This is a genomic window from Mesorhizobium sp. M0998 (assembly GCF_040318885.1).
Taxonomy (GTDB): domain Bacteria; phylum Pseudomonadota; class Alphaproteobacteria; order Rhizobiales; family Rhizobiaceae; genus Mesorhizobium.
In genome coordinates, this window is record NZ_JAMYND010000106.1 from 1 (window position 1) to 1,670 (window position 1,670).

1 protein-coding gene and 1 pseudogene are annotated in these 1,670 nt (G+C 61.3%); one reads left to right on the forward strand and one right to left on the reverse strand.

The annotated features are described in order from the left end of the window. Positions 1-152 precede the first annotated feature (152 nt). Positions 153-1,529 carry a transposase gene (locus NKH59_RS33265; protein WP_502908735.1) on the forward strand — a complete coding sequence of 459 codons (1,377 nt, stop codon included), beginning with the start codon at positions 153-155 and terminating at the stop codon, positions 1,527-1,529. Between the two features lie 35 nt (positions 1,530-1,564). Here NKH59_RS33265 and NKH59_RS33270 read toward each other — a convergent pair. After that, positions 1,565-1,670, reverse strand: a pseudogene (locus NKH59_RS33270) (transposase); the annotation flags it as partial.

The following is a 1,670-nucleotide window of genomic DNA, read 5'->3' on the forward strand; positions in this document are numbered from 1 at the left end:
GTAGAACCATCTGAGCTCCATCAGGCAATCGTCGTCGACCTTGCGCGGCACGTAGTCGAGCGCGTTTCTGAGGAAGTGCACGTAGGGGCCGTTGAAGAAGTCTCCTCCTACTGATTCAATTGGGAAGTCGTTGATTCTCTGGAGGGTTCGCGATGCTGGGACGCAAGGAGCGCGATCAGCTTGAGCTATTCATGACTGGCTCGCTACGGCAGCTTGTTCCTGATGATCATATTCTCGCGCGGGTCGACCGTGTGCTGGATCTGTCCTGGCTGCGTGACGAGGTGGCGAACCTCTACTGCACCGACAATGGCCGCCCGGGCATTGATCCTGAGGTTGCGGTCCGACTGATGCTCGCCGGTTTCCTGCTTGGAATTGTGCATGACCGCCGGCTGATGCGAGAGGCGCAGGTCAACATCGCGATCCGTTGGTTTGTCGGCTACGGTCTCCACGAAGCACTTCCCGACCACTCCTCCCTGACACGCATCCGCCAGCGCTGGGGCGAGGCACGATTTCGCCGGATCTTTGAGCGCACAGTGCAGGCCTGCATCAAGGCCAAGATCGCCAAGGGCGAGATCGTTCACGTCGATGCTTCGCTGATCCGAGCCGACGTAAGCTGGGACAGCTTGGCGGTTCGCCATGTCGAGGCGGTGAACGCTGCGAACGAGGAAGCGGAAGCGGCGGCAAGGAAGAGCCGCAAGACCGGCAAGTTCAAGAAGATTTGCGTAAGCGACCGGGATGCCACCATGGCGACAAGCGCCCGCAATCGCCGACTTGAGCCGGCCTACAAGCAGCATGCCGTCGTCGATGATCTGCGCGGCGTGGTTCTCGACGTCGCGGTGACCACCGGCGAGATCAACGAGGGGCAGATGATCGTGGAGCGGATTGACGCCGCTGTGAAGGCGACGGGCTTATCCGTCCAAACCGTCACTGCCGATGCCGGCTATGCCTATGCGAAAGTGTTCGCCGCTTTCGAGCAACGCGGCATCGATGCATTGATCCCAGCCAAGACGGAGCCGATCCGCAGCCCGGTCCCGCTGCGTCGCTTCCGTTACGATGCCAAGCACGACATCTTGAAGTGTCTTCGAGGCAAGATCCTACGCCCTAAGCGGCCCTTGAAGTATGGACGTTTCTTCTATTCGCGCGCCAGAGATTGCGCAGGCTGTGACCTTGCTTCCATTTGCCTGTCCAAAGGGCGCGTCAACAAGGCGGTCGTGGTGGGGAATGATTATCCGGCATTGCTGAGGGCGCGCAGGCGTCGTGAGCGATGGTCGGAGGAGGACAAGCATCTCTACCAGCGCCATCGGTGGCGCTCGGAAGGCTACCATGGCGAGGCCAAGACCTGGCATGGCCTCGCCCGGGCGATTCGGCGCGGCCTCGCCAATATGAGAATCCAAGCCTATCTCACGGCGGCGGCGGTGAATCTCAAAAGGCTGGCAGCCGCTTTGTTGGCCCATTTGCTGGGGCTGGTGCTGCTGACGCGGCCAATGGTGCCGATCGAGGAAGCCTGGCCGGCATCCCGACAGGCATGACAGCCTGAGCCTCTTTGGTTCCCACCACGTGCGGGAATCAACTTTCTCAACGGCCCCACGTAGCAGCGCTGCCAGACCGCTTCGGGCAGCACTTCGCGGATTGCCGCCCTGAGCCCCGGATGGTCGTCGGAGACGACGAAC

Bases quoted from the DNA above. Each gene is read 5' to 3' on its own strand.
- NKH59_RS33265 (WP_502908735.1), top strand. From the start codon at position 153: ATGCTGGGACGCAAGGAGCGCGATCAGCTTGAGCTATTCATGACTGGC.